Origin of the sequence: uncultured Allobosea sp. (genome assembly GCF_945957345.1) — a bacterium.
Lineage (GTDB): Bacteria > Pseudomonadota > Alphaproteobacteria > Rhizobiales > Beijerinckiaceae > Allobosea.
Map to the genome: position 1 here is coordinate 57,294 of NZ_CAMFKW010000010.1, position 17,173 is coordinate 74,466.

General features: G+C 66.8%; 16 protein-coding genes. 6 read left to right on the top strand and 10 right to left on the bottom strand.

The window, feature by feature from the left end; all coding sequences use genetic code 11:
• The first annotated feature begins 528 nt into the window (after nt 1–528).
• Together Q0Q36_RS07220 and Q0Q36_RS07225 are read left to right on the top strand one after the other, a co-directional pair.
• Nucleotides 529–903 carry a DUF305 domain-containing protein gene (locus tag Q0Q36_RS07220; RefSeq protein ID WP_293796801.1) on the top strand — a complete coding sequence of 125 codons (375 nt, stop codon included), beginning with the start codon at nt 529–531 and terminating at the stop codon, nt 901–903.
• A gap of 159 nt (nt 904–1,062) precedes the next feature.
• Nucleotides 1,063–2,100, top strand: coding sequence for a YbhN family protein (locus tag Q0Q36_RS07225; RefSeq protein ID WP_293796802.1), 1,038 nt, complete (start codon nt 1,063–1,065; stop codon nt 2,098–2,100).
• A gap of 58 nt (nt 2,101–2,158) precedes the next feature.
• Here Q0Q36_RS07225 and Q0Q36_RS07230 read toward each other — a convergent pair whose 3' ends face one another.
• Together Q0Q36_RS07230 and flhA are read right to left on the bottom strand one after the other, a co-directional pair.
• Entirely contained in the window at nt 2,159–3,046 is an 888-nt protein-coding gene (locus Q0Q36_RS07230) for an EamA family transporter (RefSeq protein ID WP_265055843.1), read from the bottom strand.
• Nucleotides 3,047–3,129: 83 nt separating this feature from the next.
• Nucleotides 3,130–5,259, bottom strand: coding sequence for a flagellar biosynthesis protein FlhA (gene flhA / locus Q0Q36_RS07235; protein WP_293796805.1), 2,130 nt, complete (start codon nt 5,257–5,259; stop codon nt 3,130–3,132).
• 224 nt (nt 5,260–5,483) lie between these two features.
• Here flhA and Q0Q36_RS07240 point away from each other — a divergent pair, with 224 nt between their 5' ends.
• The 3 genes from Q0Q36_RS07240 to Q0Q36_RS07250 all read left to right on the top strand — a co-directional run bounded on the left by Q0Q36_RS07240 (nt 5,484) and on the right by Q0Q36_RS07250 (nt 7,781).
• Nucleotides 5,484–5,813 carry a hypothetical protein gene (locus Q0Q36_RS07240; protein ID WP_293796807.1) on the top strand — a complete coding sequence of 110 codons (330 nt, stop codon included), beginning with the start codon at nt 5,484–5,486 and terminating at the stop codon, nt 5,811–5,813.
• Nucleotides 5,814–5,889: 76 nt separating this feature from the next.
• Entirely contained in the window at nt 5,890–7,338 is a 1,449-nt protein-coding gene (locus tag Q0Q36_RS07245; RefSeq protein ID WP_293796809.1) for an MFS transporter, read from the top strand.
• A 134-nt stretch (nt 7,339–7,472) separates the two neighbouring features.
• A complete protein-coding gene (locus Q0Q36_RS07250; protein ID WP_293796811.1) occupies nt 7,473–7,781 on the top strand; it encodes a hypothetical protein in 309 nt (102 codons plus the stop codon).
• A gap of 16 nt (nt 7,782–7,797) precedes the next feature.
• On the opposite strand, the gene Q0Q36_RS07255 is transcribed toward Q0Q36_RS07250, so the two are convergent.
• The 8 genes from Q0Q36_RS07255 to Q0Q36_RS07290 form a co-directional block, all read right to left on the bottom strand.
• Entirely contained in the window at nt 7,798–9,162 is a 1,365-nt protein-coding gene (locus Q0Q36_RS07255) for a sigma-54-dependent Fis family transcriptional regulator (protein WP_293796813.1), read from the bottom strand.
• 41 nt (nt 9,163–9,203) lie between these two features.
• Complete coding sequence (gene fliN, locus Q0Q36_RS07260) at nt 9,204–9,485, bottom strand: flagellar motor switch protein FliN (RefSeq protein WP_257731529.1); 282 nt, start codon at nt 9,483–9,485, stop codon at nt 9,204–9,206.
• Between the two features lie 80 nt (nt 9,486–9,565).
• The gene (locus Q0Q36_RS07265) at nt 9,566–10,129 is read right to left on the bottom strand and encodes a FliH/SctL family protein (RefSeq protein ID WP_293796814.1); all 564 of its coding nucleotides are present in this window, start codon (nt 10,127–10,129) and stop codon (nt 9,566–9,568) included.
• A 22-nt stretch (nt 10,130–10,151) separates the two neighbouring features.
• Complete coding sequence (gene fliG, locus Q0Q36_RS07270; protein ID WP_293796815.1) at nt 10,152–11,231, bottom strand: flagellar motor switch protein FliG; 1,080 nt, start codon at nt 11,229–11,231, stop codon at nt 10,152–10,154.
• A gap of 14 nt (nt 11,232–11,245) precedes the next feature.
• Entirely contained in the window at nt 11,246–12,943 is a 1,698-nt protein-coding gene (fliF, locus tag Q0Q36_RS07275) for a flagellar basal-body MS-ring/collar protein FliF (protein WP_293796816.1), read from the bottom strand.
• Nucleotides 12,944–13,145: 202 nt separating this feature from the next.
• Complete coding sequence (locus Q0Q36_RS07280) at nt 13,146–13,421, bottom strand: DUF1153 domain-containing protein (RefSeq protein WP_038359348.1); 276 nt, start codon at nt 13,419–13,421, stop codon at nt 13,146–13,148.
• Nucleotides 13,422–13,528: 107 nt separating this feature from the next.
• The gene (locus Q0Q36_RS07285) at nt 13,529–14,200 is read right to left on the bottom strand and encodes a flagellar hook capping FlgD N-terminal domain-containing protein (protein ID WP_293796824.1); all 672 of its coding nucleotides are present in this window, start codon (nt 14,198–14,200) and stop codon (nt 13,529–13,531) included.
• Between the two features lie 15 nt (nt 14,201–14,215).
• Nucleotides 14,216–16,147 carry a flagellar hook-length control protein FliK gene (locus Q0Q36_RS07290; RefSeq protein WP_293796825.1) on the bottom strand — a complete coding sequence of 644 codons (1,932 nt, stop codon included), beginning with the start codon at nt 16,145–16,147 and terminating at the stop codon, nt 14,216–14,218.
• On the opposite strand from Q0Q36_RS07290, the gene mnmA reads away from it, so the two are divergent.
• A complete protein-coding gene (gene mnmA, locus Q0Q36_RS07295) occupies nt 16,040–17,158 on the top strand; it encodes a tRNA 2-thiouridine(34) synthase MnmA (RefSeq protein WP_293796826.1) in 1,119 nt (372 codons plus the stop codon). The genes Q0Q36_RS07290 and mnmA overlap by 108 nt on opposite strands.
• Nucleotides 17,159–17,173 lie beyond the last annotated feature (15 nt).

Here is a 17,173-nt window from a genome sequence, read left to right on the forward strand (position 1 = left end):
GACATGATCGCGTTCGAAAGATCACGACGCAATGATGCATGCCCGGCCTGAGAGCACAGACGGATCGAGGCGACGACCGCAAAGTCGTCGGCCCGCCAGCTGGCTGTTCGGCCTCCTGGTGATGTGCTTCGCTGTGCTGCCGCATCTCACGCTGGCAGCGTCGATGATGTGCATGCCGGTTCCTGCCCCAGAACACCATGCCGTGAGCATGCAGGCGACTTCGGGCGAACAGGCGCACGCGCCGGCCCCCTGCCACAAGACCGGAGACGCGCAAGCAGCCGCAGGTCCGCCCTGCTGCATCATCGGCTGTGGCTTGATCGCCGAAGCCCCTGCCGCGCCCATGCGGCCGATCGCGGTCCGCTGGTCGCGGTTGCCGCCCGCCTCGGCCACGGTGGTTCAAGACCGTTCGACAGAACCGGCGGAGCGACCGCCGCGACCGGCGCGTTTCGCCTGAAGCCGATTTTCCAGGGGATCACGATGCCGCCTCGCGGCACGGTCCGCCTATCCATCGATCAAGGATCTAGACAGATGAAGCGTAACACCATTGCCCTCGCCGCCCTGCTTGCCGCCAGCCTGCTTGCCGGCACCGCCCAGGCCCAGCAGTCCCATGCGGGCCATGGCACCACCGCGCCCACGAAGGCTGGCGACAGCGCCTCGACCAGGGCCTATCGCGACGCCAATATGAAGATGCACAAGGAGATGGACATCCCCTATTCCGGCGATGCCGATGCCGATTTCGTCCGCGGCATGATCCCGCATCATCAGGGCGCGATCGACATGGCCAGGATCGTCCTGGCCCATGGCAAGGACCCCGAGATCCGCAAGCTCGCCGAAAGCGTCATCCGCGACCAGGAGAAGGAGGTCGCGATGATGAAGGACTGGCTGAAGAAGAACGGCAAGTAGCCGCTCCTTCCCTCCCTTGACCCTGGGTGAGGACGGGCAGTCTCAAATGCTTGCCCTCGCCCTTCCCCACTGGCAGAGAGGGGAAAGGTTCGCGCCGCAGCGGTGACGACGTGGGCCAGCCGTTGCCCGTCACCATCCTGTTCAGAACCCGCGGCCTCCATGAAACGTTATCTCGACTATCTCTGGCCGATCATCGGGCTCGTCGCGGTCGTCTGGTCCGTCGAACTGCTCTGGAGCAAGCTCAAGGCCGAAGCCGGCTCCGACGCCACGATCGAGGCGCTGCTCGCCGATGCCAGCCTCTGGCAGAGCATCAAGATCATCGCCCACCGCATCGGCCACAAGATCGCGGTGATCCCGCCGGAAGCCTTCTTCCATGCCGCGCTGGCGACGCTGGTCGCCTATGCCGCGCTCGCCTGGTACGACCGCATCGCCCTGATCCATCTCGGCAAGGAGAAGGGCATTTCCTGGTTCTATATCTCGCTCTGCTCCTTCGTGACCTATGCGCTCTCGCACAATATCGGCGCCTCGGTCTTCTCCGGCGGCATGGTGCGCTACCGTGCCTATACGGCGAAGGGCCTGACGGCGGCGGAGGTCGCCGTCCTCGTCGCGCTTTGCTCCTTCACCTTCGCCTTCGGCACGATCTTTCTGATGGGGCTGGTGCTGCTCTACGAGCCGCAGATCCTGCATCCGCTGGAACGGATGTCGAAATGGTTCGCGATCAGCGATGGCACGGCGCGCCTGATCGGCGTCGGCATGCTCGCCTTCGTCGCGCTCTACACCATCGGCTCGTGGCTGCGCTTCAGGCCGCTGAAGATCGGCAAGTTCGAGATCATCTATCCGCGGCTGCCCATCGTCTTCAGGCAGTATCTCGCAGCCCCGCTCGAACTCGCGGGCGCCGCCGGCATCATCTATTTCGCCCTGCCCGACCAGGGCAATCCGGGCTTCCTGATCGTGCTGGGCGCCTTCCTGCTCTCCTTCTCGGCCGGGCTGCTCAGCCAGGTTCCCGGCGGCGTCGGCGTCATGGAGGCTGTCTTCCTGGCGGTGATGCCGACCGTGCCGGCACCGGCCGTCTTCGCCGCGCTGCTGATTTGGCGGCTGTTCTATCTCATCTTGCCGCTGGTCTTCTCGCTGCCGATCGTGCTCGCCTTCGAGCGCGCGCAACTCAAGCGCAGCACCCGCATCGCCCCGCCGCCCTAGCATCGGTTCGAAAACTGGGAACCGGCTTTCGGGGCAAGCCGATGCGCAAAAAAGGCCGTCAGCGCTTGAGCGCGATCGCCGCCGCGCCGAACATGAGCAACGCGCCGATCGCTTCCGACCAGCCGAAGGGCTCGCTGAGCGCCAGAACGCCGACCGCGACCGCGATGGCCGGGCTGACGAAGGCATAGAGCCCGGCCCGGAAAGCGCCCCAGTCGCGCAGCAGCCGCATATAGATGGTGAAGCCCATCAGCGAGCCGCCGATCACGAGGAAGACCACGGCCGGCAGGACCGGCCAGCTCGCCAGTGCTCGGACATCGGCATAGCTGATCGGCTCCAGCGCGAGCGAAACCGCGGTCAAGCCGATGCCGCCGATCAGCGTCTGCCAGCCGGCCAGCGTCAGCGTCGGCATCGTCCTGGCGATCGGCCGGGAGAGCACCGCGCCGACGCAGTAGAACAGCGTGCCACCTGCGACCGCCGCAAGCCCCATCGCTTCAAGCGGATCGCCATGGGCGACTGAGAGCCCGCCCATCGCCCGCGTCGCGAACAGGAAGCAAAGCCCGACGGTTCCGAGCGCAATCGCGGCGATCTTGCGCCCGTCGATGTGCACGCCCTCGATCGCCCGGCTGGCCAGCAGGGTATAGATCGGGATGGTCGCGAAATTGACGATGGCCGCGAGCCCGGTCGGCGCGTGTTTCGTGCCCCAGAACAGCAAGGCATAATTGACGGTATTGAGCAGCAGAGCCGTGCCGATCAAACGGGGCCAGGCGCTGGCCGGCACCTTGGGCGCATCACGCCCGGCCCAGACCAGCATCAGGAAACCGGCGATCGAAAAGCGCACCGCCGCCAGGAAGACCGGCGGCACATGCGTCGATCCGACCTTGACCGGCAGCCACGTCAGACCCCAGACGAGGCACATGACGGCGAAGAGGAGAGCGTTGCGCGACATGATGTCCGCTTAGCCGCAGCCTATGGCGCTGACCATTGCGCCGCAGGCATCGCGCCCCCGTGGAAACGGGTGGCGCAAAGGGCTCAGACGCTGCCGACCGTCTTGAGGCGCACGCGCGGATGAATCTCGGCCTGCGACAGCACCGGCGTCTCCCGGCGGAAGCGCTCGATGATCTGGCGGGCGAAGGGCCGCGCCATCGCCGAAGTGACCAGCGCCGGCATCTCGCCGATGCGGGCGGCATCCTCGAACTTGTCGCGGACGTGATGCACGAATTCCTGCAGGCGCGAGGGCTGCATGGCGAGATGGCGATCCTCGCCCTGGCCGATGATCGACTCGGCGAAGACGCCTTCCCAGGCCGGCGACAGCGTGATGATCGGCAGCACGCCCTGCATGTTGGAGAACTGGGCGCAGATTTGGCGGGCGAGGCGCGCGCGGACATGCTCGGCGATCTCGCGCGGATTGCGCATGCTCGCCGAAACCTCTGCGATCCCCTCGATGATCGTCGGCAGGTCGCGGATCGAGATGCGCTCGGAGAGCAGGAGCTGCAACACGCGCTGGATGCCGGTGGTCGAGATCTGGCTCGGCACGATCTCCTTGACGAGATCGGCATGGTCCTTCGGCAGCTCGCGCAGAAGCTTCTGCACTTCGGAATGCGAGAGCAACTCCGGCATGTTCGACTTCAACACCTCCGTGAGATGCGTCGAGATCACGGTCGCGGCGTCGACCACGGTGTAGCCGCGCAACTGCGCCTCGTCCTGCAGCGCCGCGTCGATCCAGGTCGCCGGCAGGCCGAAGGTCGGCTCCAGCACGTTGTGACCCGGCAGGTTCACGGCCCCGCCCATGGGATCCATCGCCATGTACTGGCCGGCATAGACGATGCCCTGGCCGGCATCGATCTCCTTGATCTTGATGAAGTAGTGGTTCGCCTCGAGCTGGACGTTGTCGACGATGCGCACCGCCGGCATGACGAAGCCGAGTTCGGCCGCCAGCTGCCGGCGCAAGGCCCGGACCTGATCGGTGAGCCGGTCCTGCCCGCTCGGCGCGTTGACCAGCGGCAGGAGGCCGTAACCGATCTCGATCTTGAGCTCGTCCATCTTGAGGAGGTCGTTGAGCGTCTCCTCGCGTGGCGTACCATCCGCCGCGACCGTCCCCCCGGCCTGCGCCGGATCAAGCACACCCTGCTGCGCCTCGCGCGCCTTGGCCGCCTTGCCGAAACGATAGGCCAGGAAGCCCGCACCGGCCGCCAGCAGCAGGAAGGGCAGCATCGGGATGCCCGGTAGCAGCGCGATCAGCAGCATGACGGCGGCCGACATGCCGAGCGCCTTGGGATAGCTGGAGAGCTGCTTACCGAGCGCCTTGTCGGCCGCGCCGCGGACGCCCGCCTTCGAGACGAGCAGGCCCGCTGCGGTCGAGACGATCAGCGCCGGCACTTGGCTGACGAGGCCGTCGCCGACGGTGAGCAGGGTATAGTTATGCGCCGCCTGGCCGAAGCTCAGCCCCTGCTGCGCCACGCCGATGACGATGCCGCCGAGCACGTTGATGAAGGTGATCAGCAGGGCGGCGATGGCGTCGCCGCGGACGAATTTCGAGGCACCGTCCATCGAGCCGAAGAAGGAGGATTCGTCCTCCAGCGCCTTGCGACGAACCTTTGCTGTATCCTGGTCGATGAGGCCGGCGGAAAGGTCGGCGTCGATCGCCATCTGCTTGCCGGGCATGGCATCGAGGGTGAAGCGCGCCGCGACTTCGGCGATACGGCCCGAGCCCTTGGTGATGACGACGAAGTTCACGATGATCAGGATCGTGAAGACGATCACGCCGATCACGAAATTGCCGCTCATCACGAAGCCTGCGAAGGCCTCGATGACGTGGCCCGCAGCGGAAGTCCCCTCGTGGCCATGGGCCAGGATCAGGCGCGTCGAGGCGAGGTTCAGTGCCAGGCGGAACATCGTGACGATCAGCAGCACCGTCGGAAAGGCCGAGAATTCCAACGGCTCCTCGATGAACAGCGCCGTCATCAGCACCAGCACCGACACAATGATCGAGAGTGCCAGCATCAGATCGAGCAGGATCGCCGGCATCGGGAAGATGAGCACCACCAGGATGCCCATGACGCCGACGGCAAGGAACAGGTCGGGACGGTTGAACAGCTTCCCGAGCGCGCCGCGATCGGGAATGGCGAAGCCTCCGCCCTGACCTGCCGTCACATCGGTCATCGACCGCTCCGCCCCACGCCTCATACGCCCCGAAGCAGGGCGCAGCTCGGCAATTCTTGCCGGGCATATGGTGAACGAGTGGTTAAGACCGCCCAGGAAATTCCATCTGGAACCTTTTCCTGAACGCCCTGTTATCGAAAGACCCTGTTACGGCCGCATTCGACCCGAGACTTCGGGAACGGGCCGACAAACCGGCGTTTCAAGCCGGACTTGAGGAGGATCAATTGGATAGACGTTCTTTCATCACCAGCCTTTTCGGTGGTCTCGCGATCGCCAGCATCGGCGGCGCCGCCCTGGCAGGGACCGACCTTGCAAAGGCCGCTGCTCCGGCGCCTCAACCTTTGCCCCCTGCCGATCCACAGGCGCTCGACGCAAAAACCGCGCGCAAGCTCGATGAGGCCGATGCCGAATTCACCCAGGTCGTCCGTCGTGAACGGGTTTATCGCCATAACCGCCGTGGCCGTCCCGTCGTCGTCGATCGGCGCGTCGTGGTGCGGCGCGATCGGTTCGGCCGGCCCGTGCGCCGCGTCGTGACACGCCGCCGCGTCTACTGACGCCTCGCGGGCTTCTGCCCGCTCCTGGAAAGCCCCGCCGCTTCCGCCGGGAGCGGCGGTTCGATGGGAGGACGTCGTGCCGGCCCCTGACCTGACAGACGCAGCGCCTGTCATCGTCGAAACCGACGTGCCCGCCCGGCTCGACCGCCTGCCCTGGTCGCGCTTTCACACGCTCGTGGTCGTCGCCCTCGGCATCACCTGGATCCTCGATGGGCTCGAAGTCACGCTCGCCGGCTCGGTCTCGGGCGCCCTCAAGGAAAGCCCGGCCCTCAAATTCACCAATACCGAGATCGGCATGGCCGGTGCCGCCTATATCGCCGGCGCGGTGCTTGGCGCGGTGTTCTTCGGCTGGCTCACCGACCGGTTGGGCCGCAAGAAGCTCTTCACGATCACGGTGCTCGTTTATCTCACCGCCGCGGCAGCCACCGCCTTCTCCTGGAATGTCTGGAGCTTCATCCTCTTTCGCTTTTTCACAGGCATGGGCATCGGCGGCGAATACACGGCGATCAACTCGACGATCCAGGAACTGGTCCCGGCCCGTGTGCGCGGCTGGACCGATCTCGTCATCAACGGCTCGTTCTGGATCGGCGCTGCGCTGGGCGCGCTCGGCGCCATCGTCCTGCTCGATCCCGCTCTGATCGCCCCCGAATATGGCTGGCGCCTCGCCTTCTTCATCGGTGCGGCGCTCGGCCTCGTCATTCTCTTCCTGCGGCAATGGATTCCGGAAAGCCCGCGCTGGCTGATCAGCCATGGTCACCCCGAGCGCGCCGCGGCGATCGTCGCCGATATCGAGCGCCGGGCCGGCTTCGTCTCGCCTGCCGGCGAGGTCCTGCCCCTGACCCGCCTGCGCCCCCGCGCCGCGACACCGCTCGGCGAGGTCTTCCGGGCGCTTTTCGTCGTCCATCGCGAGCGCGCCCTGGTCGGACTCATGCTGATGCTGTCGCAGGCGTTCTTCTACAACGCGATCTTCTTCACCTATGCGCTGATTTTGACCGATTTCTACGCCGTGCCCTCGCAGAAGATCGGCTGGTTCATCCTGCCCTTCGCGGCCGGCAATTTCCTCGGGCCCCTTCTGATCGGCCGCTTCTTCGATACGCTCGGCCGGCGCGTCATGATCGCCGCGACCTATGCCCTGTCGGGGCTGTTGCTGACCGGAACCGGCTACCTCTTCTGGAAGGATTGGCTCACGGCCTCGCAGCTCACGCTCTGCTGGAGCGTCGTCTTCTTCTTCGCCTCGGCCGCTGCGAGTTCCGCCTATCTCACCGTCTCCGAGACCTTCCCGGTCGAGATGCGCGCGCTCGCCATCGCGATGTTCTATGCGCTCGGCACCGGCGCGGGCGGCATCGCCGGCCCCTGGCTCTTCGGCATCCTCATCGACACCGGTTCGCGTGGCAGCGTCTTCGGCGGCTATCTGCTGGGGGCCGTCCTGATGCTGGCGGCGGCCCTGATCGCGGCGCGCTTCGCGATCCGGGCCGAGCGCCAGCCGCTCGAAAGCGTGGCGAGGCCGCTCAATGCCGTCGATTGACGCGCCGCGCGTAACCATAGCGCGCGAAAACCGCCCCAATGGAACAAAGCATCATTTAAATGCATTATTCCCCACCGGCATTCCCTCACTAAGAATGCTGCTGGAGATAGGGTGACAACAGCCTGGAGGCCGTCGTGGACAGACGCTCATTCCTGATGACACTGGTCGGTGGTTTTGCCGCAGCCGGCATGGGCGGCATCGCCGTTGCCGAAGCGGCCCAGCCCAAGCTGGCACCGCTTCCGGACGCCGAGCCCGCCAAGGGCGAGGAAGCCGTGACCGCCGAGATGAAGGAGGCGCTCGACAAGACCGACGCCGAATTCAGCCAGTACTACTACTATCGCCGGCCGCGCTACTACCGGCGCCACTACTACCGCCCGCGCTACTACTACCGGCCGCGCTACTACGCACGCCCGCGCTACTATTACCGCAGGCGCTACTGGTAACGGCTGAACGCCCGGGTCAGGCAGCGCTGATGCGCGTCTGGCCCGGCTCGGCGACCGTGATCCCCGCCGACGTATATTCGCTGAGCTTGTTGCGCAGCGTGCGGATCGAGATTCCCAGGATCTTGGCGGCATGCGTGCGGTTGCCAAGGCAGTGATCTAGCGTATCGAGGATCAGCTCGCGCTCGACATCGGCGACGGTATGTCCGACCAGCGAGCGCGTCATCGCCTCCGCCGTTTGGGCCGCGCGTGCAGCCGGATCGCGTGACGGGGCCGGCGCCAGCGCCTCCCCTTCCGGGCTGAGCACGGCGGTCGCCGCGATTTCCGGCCCGCTCGCCAACAGCACCGCCCGGTGCATCGTGTTCTCAAGTTCCCGCACATTGCCGCGCCACGCACTGGTGAGCAGCAGCTTGCGTGCATCGGCCGCGATCGGCCTGGGCGGCAACCCGTTCAGATCAGCATATTTCTTGGCGAAATGATCGGCCAGCGCCAGGATATCGCCCGGCCGCTCGCGCAACGCCGGCAGGCGCAGATGCACGACATTGAGCCGATAGAGCAGGTCCTCGCGGAACGAGCCTTCGCGCACGGCGTCGGCAAGGTTGCGGTTCGAGGTCGCGATGATCCGGATATCGACCTTGACCGGCTGCGTGCCGCCGACGCGGTCGATCATGCGCTCCTGCAGCGCGCGCAGAAGCTTGGCCTGCAAGCGGACATCCATTTCCGAGATTTCGTCGAGCAGCAGCGTGCCGCCATTAGCCTCCTCGAACTTGCCGATGCGGCGCGCGATAGCGCCGGTGAAGGCGCCCTTCTCATGGCCGAACAACTCGGATTCGAGCAGATTGTCGGGAATCGCGGCGCAGTTCACCGCAACGAAGGGCCGGTCCTTGCGCCCCGATTTCTGGTGGAGGTGGCGCGCAATCACCTCCTTGCCGGTGCCGCTCTCGCCGGTGACGAGCACCGGCGCTTCCGAGCGCGCGATCTGCGTGGCGAGCTGCACGACGCGCTCCATCGCCGGATCCCGCCAGATCAGGCTGGACTGGTCGGCCGCAACCGCCTCCAGCACCGCCGCGATCAATTCCGGATCGGGCGGCAGCGGCACGTATTCGCGGGCGCCAGCCTGGATTGCGGCTACGGCGGCGCGCGTATCGGTCGAGGTGCCGCAGGCAACGATCGGCGTGCGGATGCGCTCGCTGTCCAGCGCCGCGACATAAGCCGCGATCGGCTGCACGACGTCGATCATCAGCAAATCGGCACCCTTGGCGCGCAGCACGGCCAGCGTCTGGTCGAGGCTTTCCGTATGGGTCACGGCCGCGCCATGCGACATGGCGATCTTGGCGGCTGCGATGATCTGTCCCTTGAGACCGCCGGCGATGATGAGGCGCATGGCTCAGGTCCTTCCGTTCGTCGATGTCATGGGGCGGGCCGTCACCGGTCCGCCTTGATGATTTCCGTCATGGTCACGCCGAGCCGGTCCTCGACGACGACAACCTCGCCGCGTGCGACCAGCCGCTCGTTGACGAAGATGTCGATCGCTTCACCGACGCGCCGGTCGAGCTCCAGCACCGCGCCGGGCACGATCTGCAAGAGGTCGCCGACCGCGACCTTCGAAGAGCCGAGCACGGCGGAGACCGTGACTGGCACGTCGAAGACCTGCTCGAGATCCTCGGCCGTCTTGACCGGCACCGGGCCGGAACGGGCGACCGACATGTCGCCTTGGTCGAAGGACAGGTCGGCCTGGTTCAGCGGCGGCAGATTGAGATCGTTCTCCGGGCTCATGGCTCAGACCTTCATGGTTGGCCATGGCCGAACACGCGCGCGACCGCCTGTTCGACCAGAGCCGTGAGTTGCTGGCTGTCGAGGACGAAGCCGCCCTCCGCCCATTCGATACGCCCGTCGCCGGGCACGATGTCGGATTGCCCGAGCACGATCAGCTTGCCGGCGAAGCCGTGTTCGGCCGCGAGCTTCCGGACCAGTTCTTCGGCCGCCTCGACCATGCTCTCATGGACGCGCAGCACCAGATGCGGCGCGGTGCGGGCATGGCTCAGGCACTCGCGAACGGCCCCTTCCAGAGCGGCCAACGGCTTCTCGGCCAGCGCCGCCCCAGCCAGTGCCTTCGCCGTCGCGATCGCGACATGCGCCGCATGTTCCTCGACCGCAGCCGTACGGGCCGCCTCCTGGGCGAACAGCCGCTCGGCCGACCGCGCGAGCTGCCCCGTCAGGCCGGCAAGCTGGCCCTGCGCCTCGCGATGCGCATGGTCGACCCCGGCGTGAAACCCCTCCGCGCGCGCGGCGGCGAGTTCGGCCTCGCCGGCAGCCTTGCGGCTGCCTTCGCGGAAGTCGGTTCCAAACATGAATTTCTTCGCGGACGTCATCTCAGTAAACCAACTCGTCGTCGGCGCTGCCCTTGGACAGCACGATCTCGCCCTTTTCGGCCAGGTCCTTGGTCATCTGGACGAGCGTCGTCTGAGCCTCGTCAACCTCCTTGAGGCGCAAGGGGCCCAGGGTCGCCATGTCGTCCTGCATGTTCTTGGCGGCACGCTGTGACATGGCGCCGAAGAAGAGGTCGCGCATCGACTGGCTGGCGCCCTTGAGCGCGCGCGCCAGCATGCTCTTGTCGGCCTGGCTCACCAGGGTCTGCAACCCGGCGGGATCGAGCTTGGCGAGATCGTCGAAGGTGAACATCAGGGCGCGGATGCGTTCCGCCGAATCCTGGTTCGATGCATCCAGCGCCGCGAGGAAGCGCAGCTCGGTCTGCCGGTCGAAGCCGTTGAAGATCTCGGCCATCATCTCGTGCGGATCGCGCCGGCGCGTCTGGGTCAAGGTCGAGACGAATTCGGTGCGCAGCGTGTTCTCGATATGGTCGAGCGCTTCCTTCTGCACCGATTCCAGCCGCAGCATGCGGCCGACGACTTCGATCGAGAGATCGTTCGGCAGGTTGCGCAGGACGTTGGCGGCATGCTCGGGCCGGATCTTCGACAGGATCACCGCAATGGTCTGCGGATATTCGTTCTTGAGGAAGTTCGCGAGCACCACGGCGTCGATATTGCCGAGCTTCTGCCACATGTTGCGGCCGGCAGGCCCGCGGATCTCCTCCATGATCAGCGCGACCTGGTCGGTCGGCAGGATCTTCTCGAGCAGCGAGATGGTCCGGTCGAACGATCCCGTCACTGCGCCGGCGCTGGAGAGCTTGCCGACGAAGTCGAGCATCAGCCTTTCGACCTCGTCGGCATCGACCGTCCCGAGCTCCGCCATGGCGCGTGTGATGATCCGGATCTCGTCATCGTCGAATTCCTGCCAGATCGCGCGGCCGTGATCCTCGCCCAGCACGAGCAAGATGACGGCGGCGCGCTGCGGGCCGCTCATCTCGGCGACGGTGGTCACGCCGAAGCCGCCGCCCTCGATGGCGTCCTGGAAACCGGAGTTCCGCGGTGCGATGGATCGGGATTCGGCCATGGTTCAGCGCCCCGTCACGCGGCGGACTTCTCGTGAATCCAGCTCCGCAGAACCGCGACCGAATCGGACGGGTTCTGCGAGACCAGGACCCCGATCTTTTCCACGGACTGTGCCTTGAGCTGGCCCTTGACCTGCGCGATCGCCAGCATCCGCTCGGAAGGCGGCGCATCAACCTCGATGGGAAGCGGCTCGCCATCGGGACCGACCGTCACCGCCCGCACGCTGCTGGCAGGGTCGCCGGTCGCACCGGCAGGCCCGGCCAGGGCGGTGCCGCCATTGCGCATGAAGGAGGGGATCGCACGGACATTGCTGTTGTCGGAAGCCAGTACCTGCTTCAGCAGCGGGCGCACCACCGTCATCAGCACGATCACGGTGAGCAGCGAGATGACGCCGAGTTCGGCGAAGCGGACGAGGTCCTCGCGGGTGAAGGAGGTGAGCTGCTGCAGCAGCGTCTGCTCGGCGAGTTCGGCCGGCGGCGGCGGTGCCTCGGCGAAGCGCAGGTTGACGACCTCGACCTTGTCGCCTCGGCCCTGATCGAAGCCGACAGCCGTGCGCACGAGCTCGCCGATGCGGTCCAGTTCCTCGTTGTTGCGCGGCTGATAGGACAGTTCGCCGGCCGGGCTGCGGGTGTAGTTGCCGTCGACGAGGACGGCGACCGAGAGCTTCTTGACCCGCCCACCTTCCAGCACCTCGGTGCGGGTCGTGCGCGAGATCTCGTAATTGGCGACTTCCTCGTTCTTCGAGGAGTTCTCGCGCTGGTTCTGCTGCGCCCCTTGCGTCTGCTGCGCGCCGGGCAACTCGTTACCGACGGTCACCGTGCCGTTGCCGCCCTCGGTCGTGGTCGAGGCCTCCGTGCGGTTCTGGCTGGAGCGCAGGACGCGGCTTTCCGGATCGTAGCTCTCGGAGCGGCTCTCGACGCGGTTGGTGTCGAGCGCAGCCGAAACCTGCACCCGCGCCCGGCCGTAGCCGACGACGCTGGCGACGATGTCCTCGACCTGCGACTTGATGCGCTTCTCGATCGCGGTCTGGCGCTCCTCGATGCCGAGGCCGATCAGGCCCTGGTCGCTCTGGGCGCCGTCCGCCAAAAGCCGGCCGCGCTCGTCGACGATCGAGACGCGCTCGGGCTTCAGGCCATCGACGGCCGAGGCGACGAGATGGCGCACGGCCCGGACCTGCGCGGCGTCGAGATCGCCCGCGAGCTTGAGCGCGATCGAGGCGCGCGGCGGCTCGCGGTCGCGCTCGAACAGGCGCCGCTCGGGAATGACGAGATGGACGCGCGCCGACTGCACCCGGCCGATCGAGCGGATGGTGCGCGACAGTTCGCCCTCGAGCGCGCGGAGATGATTGATGTTCTGGACGAAGCTGGTCGAGGAGAAGGCGTCGCCCTTGTCGAAGATCTCGTAGCCGACGCCGCCGCCGGCCGGGATACCCTTGCTGGCGAGGTCGAGGCGCAGGCGCGGCACATCGGCCTTCGGCACCAGCACCGTCTGCCCGTCGCCGCGGAGCTCATATTTGATGCCGCGCGCGTCGAGATCCTTGAGGATGGCGCTGACATCCTGGCTTCCCAGATCCGAGAACAGCACGCTCATCGCCGGCTGGGACATCCGCAGCATGACGAAGCCGAAGAAGCCGACGAGCACCAGCGTGACGGCCAGCATGGCCGCCAGGCGCGCCGCTCCGAATTTGGCAAACTGCTCGATCAGGCCGTTCACGCCGCCATCCGTCCCACAGAATCGCGGGGTACGGCACACCTGTCCCGCCCCACTAGGCAAGTTTTTCCCGGTGCATGGTTAGCGGCTGGTTAATTTTTCCGGGCCAGGCGTTAACTTTATCGCAAAGCCTGACGCGCAAACGCCAAAGGCGCCGGCCTTGTTCGGGCCGACGCCTTTGAAAAGAAACGAGAATATCTGCTTCTTACTGGCGGTAGTGCTGGATCCGGGTCGTCCGCAGGCCGGCGAGGCCGTGCTGGTCGATCGACATCTGCCAGCTCAGGAACTCGTCGACGGTCAGCGTATAGCGCTGGCACGCCTCTTCGAGGCTCAGCAGCCCGCCGCGCACGGCAGCCACCACCTCGGCCTTTCGCCGGATGACCCAGCGCCTGGTATTCATCGGGGGCAGGTCCGCGATCGTCAGCGGACTTCCGTCCGGTCCGATCACGTACTTCACCCGCGGTCGCAATGGCTCGGTCATGGTACTCTCACACAACTCAACAGAGCTACTGAGGGCAGCATAAGAGGCTGGCTTTAAGAATTGGCTAAAACGATCGCCTCGGATGTCCACGACTGATTCGCCGCTGCTCAATCGCCGCGCACCACGCTCTTGACCTTGTCGATCGGCACCGTGATCGAGCCGATCTTGAGCATCGGGATCGACGAGGTGAAGTCGACGCCGTCGACCACGCCGCTGACCTGCGTCTTCGCCGTGACGCTCTCGCCCAGCACATTCTTGGCGTCGATCGAGATGCTGTACTCGCCATCCGGCGCGGTGGTGCCGAGCGAGGTCGAGCCGTCCCAGCTGAAGGTCTGATCGCCAGCGGTCAGCGTCCGGGTCATCGTCTGGACGACGCTGCCGCTGGAGTTCTTGATGGTGATCGTGCCGGTGCCGGCCGAAGCCATGTTGACCTTCCAGTCGGCCTTGCCGTTGGCCAGTCGCGTCGTGGTGCCGTCGGCCGTGATCGTCGAGCCGATGAAGCCGACCGCGTTCGTCGCCGTCCCCGCCGCGCTGAGGCTGAGCAGGGAGCCCAGCGTCTCATTGGTCTTGAGCTGCTGCTCGACGCCGGCGAACTGCACGAGCTGCTGGGTGAACTGGTTGGTGTCGAGCGGGTCCAGCGGCGACTGGTTCTTGAGCTGCGTCGTCAGCAGCGTCAGGAACTGGTCGAAATTATTGGCGATGCCGCTCGTGGTGCCGGTCACACCGCTGGAGCTGGTGCCCGATGTGCCGGAAGTGCCTGATGTTCCGGAAACAGCCATGGCGCTTGTCCTCGTTCAGATGCTGAGATCGACGCCGCCGAGCCGGACAAAGCGGCGCTGTGGGGCGGGGTCGGTCGAAAGGGGGGCGTCTTCGGTGAGTTCGAGACCGCTGGGCTGCCGCTGGCGCTGCGGCGCCTCGTCCTGCTGGCGGTTCTGGCGGAAGGCCGATTGATCGGACGGGTCGCGCAAGGTGATGTCGACGCCGCCATCGGACGGCTTCAAGCCCGCCTGCTCGAAGGCGCGCTCCAGCGTGCGTGCATCGCGCTGCAGGAGATGCAGAGTCTCGACCCGGTCCACAACCAGCTTAGCGCTGACCTCGCCCTTGTCGGAGATCGACAGGTTGACGTCGACGCGGCCGAGCTCGTCGGGATCAAGCCGGATGTCGAACTGCCGCGAGCCGGACATCGCCCGCAGGCCGATCTCGATCGGCACGACATGGATCGGCGTCGGCTGCTGGCTGCTCGCTGTACCCTGTCCGGGAGCTCCGGGCGCTGTGCCCGCCGCCGCATTCGGATCGAACGGCTGGAGCAGACGATCCTGTCCAGGCTTTCCGGGCACTTGCAACAGGGTGGACAGGTCGAACGGAGCCGCCGGCTGCTGCTGGAGAGCGTCGAACGCCTTCGCATCGGCGGAAGCCGCTGCACCTTTGGCGGCAGCCGGCTGATCGGCCTTGGCCAGGATGTCGGCGAATTCCTGCGCGCCCTGCCCCGTCGTCCCTGCGGCGTGGGCGTTGCCCGGCACTGCCTTGCCATCCGCCGCCGAAGCGGCCCCTGCCTGCGGCTGTTCCGGCGTTGAGAGCGCAACCAGCGGCAGCCCGGCGGCCGCGACGGCAAGGCCCGGCTTCGCGGTATCCTTCTTCGCTCCACCTTCGGCCGAGACGGCTTCCGTGGCCTCGCCGGCGGCTCCATCGACGGCAATCAGCGCCCCTTGCTGAAGCAGAGCAGGCACGATCGTCACTGCGACCGGCGTCGCCACAGCCTGATTTTGGGTCACCGGAACGGCGCCAGCCGCCGCGGCCTCGCCTTTATCTTCGGCTGCTGCCTTGCCTTCTTTCTTCGTCCCGTCCTTGCCGGCCTCGCCCACGGCCTCCCCGGCTTTCGTCGCGACACCTTCGCCAGCCGCATCGGGCTGAGTGCCGGCCTGGGCGGCGGCCATCGCGATCAGGAAGGCGATTCCGCTCGCGTCCGCCTTCGCGGCCGGCGGGGCGGGTTTGCCGGATGCTGCGGGCGCCGTGACAGGCACGGCCGGCACGACGGCGGTTTGAGATGCATTCGCTTGCGCCTGGACTTTGGCGGGATCGACGACCAGCTCGGCAACCGCGGCTTCCTGGGCCGCCACGACCTCGCCGGAAGCAGCCGCCTTCCCTGTCGTGCCTGCCTTGGCCACGCCGGTGTCGACGGCGTCGGTCTCGGGCAGCGTGAAGACCTCGCCGCCCTCGCGCTGCTCGGTTTGAGCAGTGCGCGACCGGGCAGCCGGAGCGTCGGCAGTGGCCTGACTGGTGAACGCAGACTGGATCGGCATGAACGGTCCCGTGACGCGGGCAACAACGCGCCCGACCCTGTCCAGCAAGTTGCAAGCCAGAAACGTGCCGTTTTGAATCAAGGCCTTAGAGCGGTTGCGCCACGGCAGACAGGCAAGATGAGCCCGGTTTCGCAGCCCGGATCGGCAGGATTTGCCGATCCTGCTGGCGGCATCCGGCCAAAGCCGGTATAGAGCCGGCACATGCGCCGATGCCCGCGCCCGCCCCCCGAGCCAGCGACGACACAGCCGAGAATGACCGCGACCCGCAATTCCCTCGACATCGCCAAGCCGCCCGCGGCGACACGCGTCGTCGCGGCAATGTCCGGCGGCGTCGATTCCTCGGTGGTCGCGGCCCTGCTCAAGCGCGAAGGCTACGACGTCGTCGGCGTCACGCTCCAGCTGTACGATCACGGCGCCGCCGTCCACCGCGCCGGCGCCTGCTGCGCCGGGCAGGATATCCATGACGCCCGCCGCGTCGCCGAGACGATCGGCATCCCGCATTACGTGCTCGACTACGAAAGCCGCTTCCGCGACGCGGTGATCGAGCGCTTCGCCGAAAGCTATCTCGCCGGCGAGACGCCGATCCCCTGCGTCGAGTGCAACCGGACCGTGAAGTTCCGCGACCTGCTGGATCTCGCCAAGGAACTCGGCGCCGACGCCCTGGCGACCGGCCATTACGTGCTCAGCCGCGATCTCGGTGATGGCCATCGCGGCCTGTTCCGCGCGGCCGACATGAGCCGCGACCAGAGCTATTTCCTCTACGCCACGACGCAGGAGCAGCTCGACCTGCTGCGCTTCCCGCTCGGCCATATCGACAAGACGCAGACCCGCGCGCTCGCGGCCGAGCTCGGCCTCGCCATCGCCGACAAGCCCGACAGCCAGGATATCTGCTTCGTGCCGAACGGCCGCTATGCCGAGGTCATCGAGCGGTTGAAGCCGGGCGCCGCCCGCCCCGGCGACATCGTCCATCTCGACGGCCGCATCCTCGGCCATCACGACGGCGTGCTGCATTACACCGTCGGCCAGCGCAAGGGCTTGGGTATCAGCGCCAGCGAGCCGCTTTACGTCCTGCGCCTCGACGCCGACGACGCCCGTGTCATCGTCGGCCCGCGCGAGGCGCTGAGCGTCCGCGAAATCCGCCTGCGGGACCTCAACTGGCTCGGAGAGGTGTCGCTCGACGCCCTTCCTTCGGAGGGGCTCGACGTCGCCGTGCGCGTGCGCTCGACCCGTGCGCCGCGCGAGGCACGCCTGTTCCGCGACGCCGACGGCCTGCGCATCGAACTCGCCAGCGACGAGGAAGGCGTTTCGCCGGGTCAGGCCTGCGTGATCTATGCCGATGCCGGCCCCGGCTCCCGCGTCCTTGGCGGCGGCACCATCCTGCGGCGCCCGCTCGCCCTGCCGGCCGCGCCCGCGCCGGCCGCCCTCGCCCTGTCCTGATCGCTCAGGCTTCGC

What these genes read in the sequence shown, in the direction of transcription:
- Q0Q36_RS07220 (WP_293796801.1), top strand. Translation starts at nt 529, where the DNA reads ATGAAGCGTAACACCATTGCCCTCGCCGCCCTGCTTGCCGCCAGCCTG.
- Q0Q36_RS07225 (WP_293796802.1), top strand. Translation starts at nt 1,063, where the DNA reads ATGAAACGTTATCTCGACTATCTCTGGCCGATCATCGGGCTCGTCGCG.
- Q0Q36_RS07230 (WP_265055843.1), bottom strand. Translation starts at nt 3,046, where the DNA reads ATGTCGCGCAACGCTCTCCTCTTCGCCGTCATGTGCCTCGTCTGGGGT.
- flhA (WP_293796805.1), bottom strand. Translation starts at nt 5,259, where the DNA reads ATGACCGATGTGACGGCAGGTCAGGGCGGAGGCTTCGCCATTCCCGAT.
- Q0Q36_RS07255 (WP_293796813.1), bottom strand. Translation starts at nt 9,162, where the DNA reads ATGCGCCTCATCATCGCCGGCGGTCTCAAGGGACAGATCATCGCAGCC.
- fliN (WP_257731529.1), bottom strand. Translation starts at nt 9,485, where the DNA reads ATGTCGGTCGCCCGTTCCGGCCCGGTGCCGGTCAAGACGGCCGAGGAT.
- Q0Q36_RS07265 (WP_293796814.1), bottom strand. Translation starts at nt 10,129, where the DNA reads ATGTTTGGAACCGACTTCCGCGAAGGCAGCCGCAAGGCTGCCGGCGAG.
- fliG (WP_293796815.1), bottom strand. Translation starts at nt 11,231, where the DNA reads ATGGCCGAATCCCGATCCATCGCACCGCGGAACTCCGGTTTCCAGGAC.
- Q0Q36_RS07280 (WP_038359348.1), bottom strand. Translation starts at nt 13,421, where the DNA reads ATGACCGAGCCATTGCGACCGCGGGTGAAGTACGTGATCGGACCGGAC.
- Q0Q36_RS07285 (WP_293796824.1), bottom strand. Translation starts at nt 14,200, where the DNA reads ATGGCTGTTTCCGGAACATCAGGCACTTCCGGCACATCGGGCACCAGC.
- mnmA (WP_293796826.1), top strand. Translation starts at nt 16,040, where the DNA reads ATGTCCGGCGGCGTCGATTCCTCGGTGGTCGCGGCCCTGCTCAAGCGC.